The organism is Candidatus Binatota bacterium, from assembly GCA_012960245.1.
Lineage (GTDB): Bacteria > Desulfobacterota > Binatia > UBA1149 > UBA1149 > UBA1149.
In genome coordinates this window covers 40,853-46,201 of record DUBO01000002.1, presented here as the reverse complement: position 1 = coordinate 46,201, position 5,349 = coordinate 40,853, and the positions used below count along the sequence as shown (strand labels likewise).

At 61.3% G+C, this 5,349-nt stretch carries 1 protein-coding gene and 1 pseudogene (1 of these 2 running past the window's edge); both read left to right on the top strand.

Annotation, left to right across the window (positions count from 1 at the left end; genetic code table 11):
- On the top strand, positions 1 to 474 hold a 474-nt coding region (locus EYQ35_00260), incomplete at its 5' end, for an SPOR domain-containing protein (protein HIF62580.1).
- A 186-nt stretch (positions 475 to 660) separates the two neighbouring features.
- Positions 661 to 5,349 (top strand): annotated as a pseudogene (locus EYQ35_00255) (hypothetical protein) (it continues 4,974 nt past the right edge of the window).

The window sequence follows — 5,349 nt, the reverse complement described above, 5'->3', positions numbered from 1 at the left end:
GCTTCCTGCGGCGATGGTTTTACCCAGATTGACGTAGAGAGCTGCGATGATGCCAACGCTGACAACACGGACGCTTGCCTCTCGAGCTGCGAGGCTGCTTCCTGCGGCGATGGTTTTACCCAGATTGACGTAGAGAGCTGCGATGATGCCAACGCTGACAACACGGACGCTTGTCTCTCGAGCTGCGAGGCCGCGCCAGCCGAGCTGCCCGAGCTGTCTACGCAGGCCGAGGACCTGGACCTTACCGATTTCAGTCTGCAACTGGGTGCGTTTACTTCGCTGGCCAATGCCGAGGAGTTCATGGAAGCAGCCGCCCAGGTAGTACCGGGCGTGCGTGTGAGCCGGACCGAAAGGAACGGCAAGCCCTTGTACCGGGTCGTCCTGGGACACTACCCGACCGCCGGACAGGCGGAGGTCATACAGCACACGCTGGCCATGGCAGGCATGGGCTCGCTTTTGAAGGTTCGGTACTAGCCTGCCGCCAGCTCTCTGCTGTTCATAAATGTCCAGCAAGGGGAGCTGTTGAACCGCTGCCGGTAGCTTTTCAGCCCGCCACCAGCCCGCCACCAACCTGCAAAACAGCCGTGATAACAAGTCTTTACGGCACTTAGCCCAGCTTCCGGCTCTCCGTCTCCTCCCTCCCATGCGGTGGCACGTCCATTGCTCATGCAGCTATGGGTATTTGGCCCTGACATGGGCCAATCCAGGGAGACCAGGGGTATGGACGACAGAATTTTTGATATGAACTCGAAGCCTTTCGGCAGCGATCGGCAGGACGAGAGTTGCTTTGATAGCGCCAACACCCGTGAGGCGGTGGCTTCGTTGCTGCACGGAATACGGTCGCGCAAGGGCTTTATCACTCTCGTGGGTGACCAGGGAACCGGCAAGACGTCGCTCCTGCAGCGCGTCGCCGACGAGCTCGAGGGCGAGGCCGAGGTTGTATGCGTGTTCGACGCGGGGCTCGGTTTCGACGAACTGCTCGAATACCTCTGCGTCCAGCTGGGCCTGGACACCGACGACAGCCGCCGTATGAGCCTGCTCGACAAGCTCAACGCTTACCTGCTCGATTCGCTCGTAGAGGGGGGCAACGTCGTAGCCATAATCGACGATGCTCATCTGATCGATGAGAGGCTGCTCGAAGAACTTCGCCTGCTCACCAACCTTGAAACTTCCACAGAGAAAATACTGCAGATCGTCCTGTGCGGAGAGCCCTCTCTCGAAACCAAACTCAAGAGGCACTCGCTTCGGCAGTTAAGGCAGCGCGTAGGCATGCGAGCAGTGCTCGAACCGTTGGCCAAGGAGGACGTCGTTGATTACATCGATTCTCGCCTGGCCCCATGGGAAGCGAGAGCCGAAGACATTTTCAGTGGTGGTGCTATCCGCCGTCTTTCCGGCGGCCGCAAGCCCACTCCTGCCAGCGTGAACAGCCTGGCCGCGAGAGCCATGGAGATCGCCTTGGAGAAAGGAATGCCCCTGGTACCAGCTTCCTGCATTCGAAAAGCCGAGGCCGAACAGCGATGCACTCTCAGGGGCGAGGACTCAGGATCTACGGCTTCCGCGCTGCGGTGGACGGGTTACGGTGGTGCGGCTCTCGCAGCTGCTGCGGTGGCCGTGCTTTTGACCAACAACTGGTCGGGCAGTGTTACGAACGCAGTGGCCCCTGGAGCTGAGCCTGTGCCGAGCTACTCGAACTCGGTGCAGCTGGCACTCAACGAACTTCAAGAGCAGAGCGAGCTGGCCGACGGCGCGCTTGCCGAGGTTTCCAAAGCGAAAACCACAAGTGAAGCAGCCGTCGCCGAGATAGTTGTCAGCGAGGACGGGTTGGCTGATAGCCTGCAAGCCCCGGTGCTTGTTGAAGCAGTGGCGCCCTTGGAAGCCGACTACGTGGCGGCCGCCGCGGTGGTAGAAAACAACACTGCGGATAGCGTTTCGGTAGAAAGCGCCCCGACAGGCGATCACTCGGTGGATCACATCCAGGCAGATATTGGCTCGGTGGTGGTCGTTCTGCCCGGCGACCTCTGCGGAAACGGGGAGTTGGATGAGGGAGAAGAATGTGACGACGGCAACCCGTCGAACTCCGATGCCTGCCTGGTGACCTGTGAGCTCCGCAGTTGCGGCGACGGTTTCGTGCACGCTGGTTTCGAAGAGTGCGACGACGCGAACTCGAACAACAGCGACGAATGTCTCAACAACTGTCGCAAGGCTCGTTGTGGAGATGGGCAGGTCCTGGCTTCTCTTGAGCAGTGCGATGACGGCAAGGACAACAGCAACTCGACGGCGGATTCCTGCAGGGTCGACTGCCGCTTGCCCTCTTGCGGTGACGGCGTGCTGGATGGCGACGAAGTCTGCGACGACGGTAACGCCAACAACACCGATTCCTGTCTCGACATTTGCGCGACCGCGGTTTGCGGCGATGGTTTTATTCAGGTCGACGTAGAGCAGTGTGATGCTGGCGCAGACAACAACGACGGCACGGCCGACGTTTGTCGTACCGATTGCAGTCTGCCTTCCTGCGGCGACGGCGTGGCCGATTTTGGAGAGGCCTGCGACGACGGAAACAGCTCTGACCAGGACGGTTGCATTGCAGATTGCACTCGCCCGGTTTGTGGTGACGGCTACCTGTTCGTGGGTATGGAAGAATGCGACGAGGGCGACAGAAACAGCGCCATGTTCCCCAATGCCTGCAGGGTGGATTGCTCGAAGCCCTCCTGCGGCGACGGAGTGGTCGACACCGGAGAATCCTGTGACGACGGCAACAGCGACAACAGCGACGTCTGCCTTGACGACTGCCGCGCGGCTTCATGCGGAGACGGCGTGGTGCAGGCAGGCTCAGAAGAATGCGACTCGGGTAGCTTCAACAGCGATTTGCTCCCCGGCAGTTGCCGGAGCGATTGTGTTTTGCCCGCCTGTGGTGACGGCGTGGTCGATTCGGGCGAGGCTTGCGACGACGCCAACGCCGACGACAGCGATTCCTGCCTGGCCCACTGTGGCTTGGCCACTTGCGGTGATGGGATTGTATTCGTTGGCGTGGAGTCCTGTGACGGCGGAGACGCCAACAGCGATATTGTCGCCGGCGCTTGCCGCAATGACTGTTCGCTGCCCTCCTGTGGTGACGGAGTTGTCGATACGGGCGAGAGCTGCGACGACGGCAATATTTCAAACGATGATAGCTGCACAGCGAAATGTGAGCACGCGTTCTGCGGCGACGGCTTCGTACAGGTCGGCGTAGAGGCCTGCGATGCGGGCACCGGTAACGGTACCCAGATCGGCGACCTTTGTCGCACTGACTGTCGCGTGGCTTCCTGCGGTGACGGAATTGTCGATGTTGGTGAGGCCTGCGACGACGGCAACACCGACAACCGTGATGCCTGCCTGGCCAGCTGCGAGGCGGCTGCCTGCGGTGATGGCTATTTGCAGGTGGGAGCCGAGGCGTGCGACGCGGGCCCGGCCAATAGTGATGTAACGGCTGATAGCTGCCGCAGCGGATGCTCGGTGGCCAGCTGCGGTGACGGTGTGGTCGACTCGGGCGAGGCCTGCGACGATGGCAACACTGACAACAGCGATGCCTGCCTGGCCAGCTGCGAGGCGGCCTCCTGCGGTGACGGTTTCGTCCAGCTGGGCATGGAGGCTTGCGACGCGGGCCCGGCCAATAGTGATGTAACGGCTGATAGCTGCCGCGGCGATTGCACGGTGGCCAGCTGCGGCGACGGCGTGGTTGACGCGAGCGAGACCTGTGACGACGGCAACACTGACAACAGCGATGCCTGCCTCGTCAGCTGTGCGACGGCTGCCTGCGGTGACGGTTTCGTGCAGGCGGAAGTGGAGGCTTGCGACGCGGGCTTGGCCAACAGCGATATCGCGGCAGACAGTTGCCGCGGCGATTGCACGGTGGCCAGCTGCGGTGACGGCGTGGTTGACTCGGGCGAGACTTGCGACGACGGCAACACTGACAATAGCGACACCTGCCTCGCCAGCTGTGCGACGGCTACCTGTGGCGACGGTTTCGTGCAGGAGGAAGTCGAGGCCTGCGATTCGGGTGTAGACAACAGTGACATGGCGGCAGATAGTTGTCGCAACGATTGTACGGCGGCTAGCTGCGGCGACGGCGTTGTCGACGCGGGCGAAGTCTGCGACGACGGCAACGCGGACAACAGCGATACTTGTCTTTCCAACTGCGAGGCTGCGTCTTGTGGTGACGGTTTCGTGCAGGCGGAAGTCGAGGCCTGCGACGCGGGTGTAGACAACAGTGATGTGACGGCAGACCGCTGTCGCAACGATTGCGTGCTGGCCAGTTGCGGCGACGGTGTGGTCGATACTGCCGAGTCCTGCGATGACGGTAATTCTGACAACGACGACGCTTGCCTTTCGGACTGCGTGGCGGCTGCCTGCGGCGACGGTTTTGTCCAGGCGCAAGTGGAGGCCTGCGACGCGGGCGTAAACAACAGTGATGTGGCGGCTGACAGCTGCCGCAACGATTGCGCGCTGGCCAGCTGTGGTGACGGCGTGATCGATGCGGGCGAGACTTGCGACGACGGCAACACCGACAACAGTGATGCCTGTCTTGCCAACTGCCACTCCGCTGCTTGTGGCGACGGTTTTGTTCAGGTCGAGTTTGAACTCTGCGACACGGGCGTGTTGGTGAGCGACCTTCTGCCAGACTCCTGCCGATCAAACTGCCAGCCGGCTTCCTGCGGCGACGGCGTGGTCGACGAGGGCGAAGTCTGCGACGACGGTAACGCTGACAACAGCGATTCCTGCCTTTCGACCTGCGCGTCGGCCAGCTGCGGTGATGGTTTTCTCCAGGTTAATTTTGAGCAGTGCGATTTCGGGGCCGACAACAACGATGTAGCCGCTTATCCCTGCCGCAGTAATTGCCTGCTGGCATCCTGCGGCGACGGTGTGGTCGACGCGGGCGAGGCTTGCGATGACGGCAACACTGACAACACAGATGCCTGCCTCTCGAGCTGCGAGACTGCTTCCTGCGGCGATGGTTTTACCCAGGCCGATGTAGAGAGCTGTGACGATGGCAACGCTGACAACAGCGATTCTTGCCTCTCGAGCTGCGAGGCTGCTTCCTGCGGCGATGGTTTTACCCAGGCCGATGTAGAGAGCTGCGACGATGCCAACGCTGATAACACGGACGCTTGTCTCTCGAGCTGCGAGGCTGCGGTTTGCGGCGATGGTTTTACCCAGGCCGATGTAGAGAGCTGCGATGACGGCAACACTGACAACACAGATGCTTGTCTCTCGAGCTGCGAGGCTGCTTCCTGTGGCGATGGTTTTACCCAGGCCGATGTAGAGAGCTGTGACGATGGCAACGCTGACAACAGCGATTCTTGCCTCTCGAGC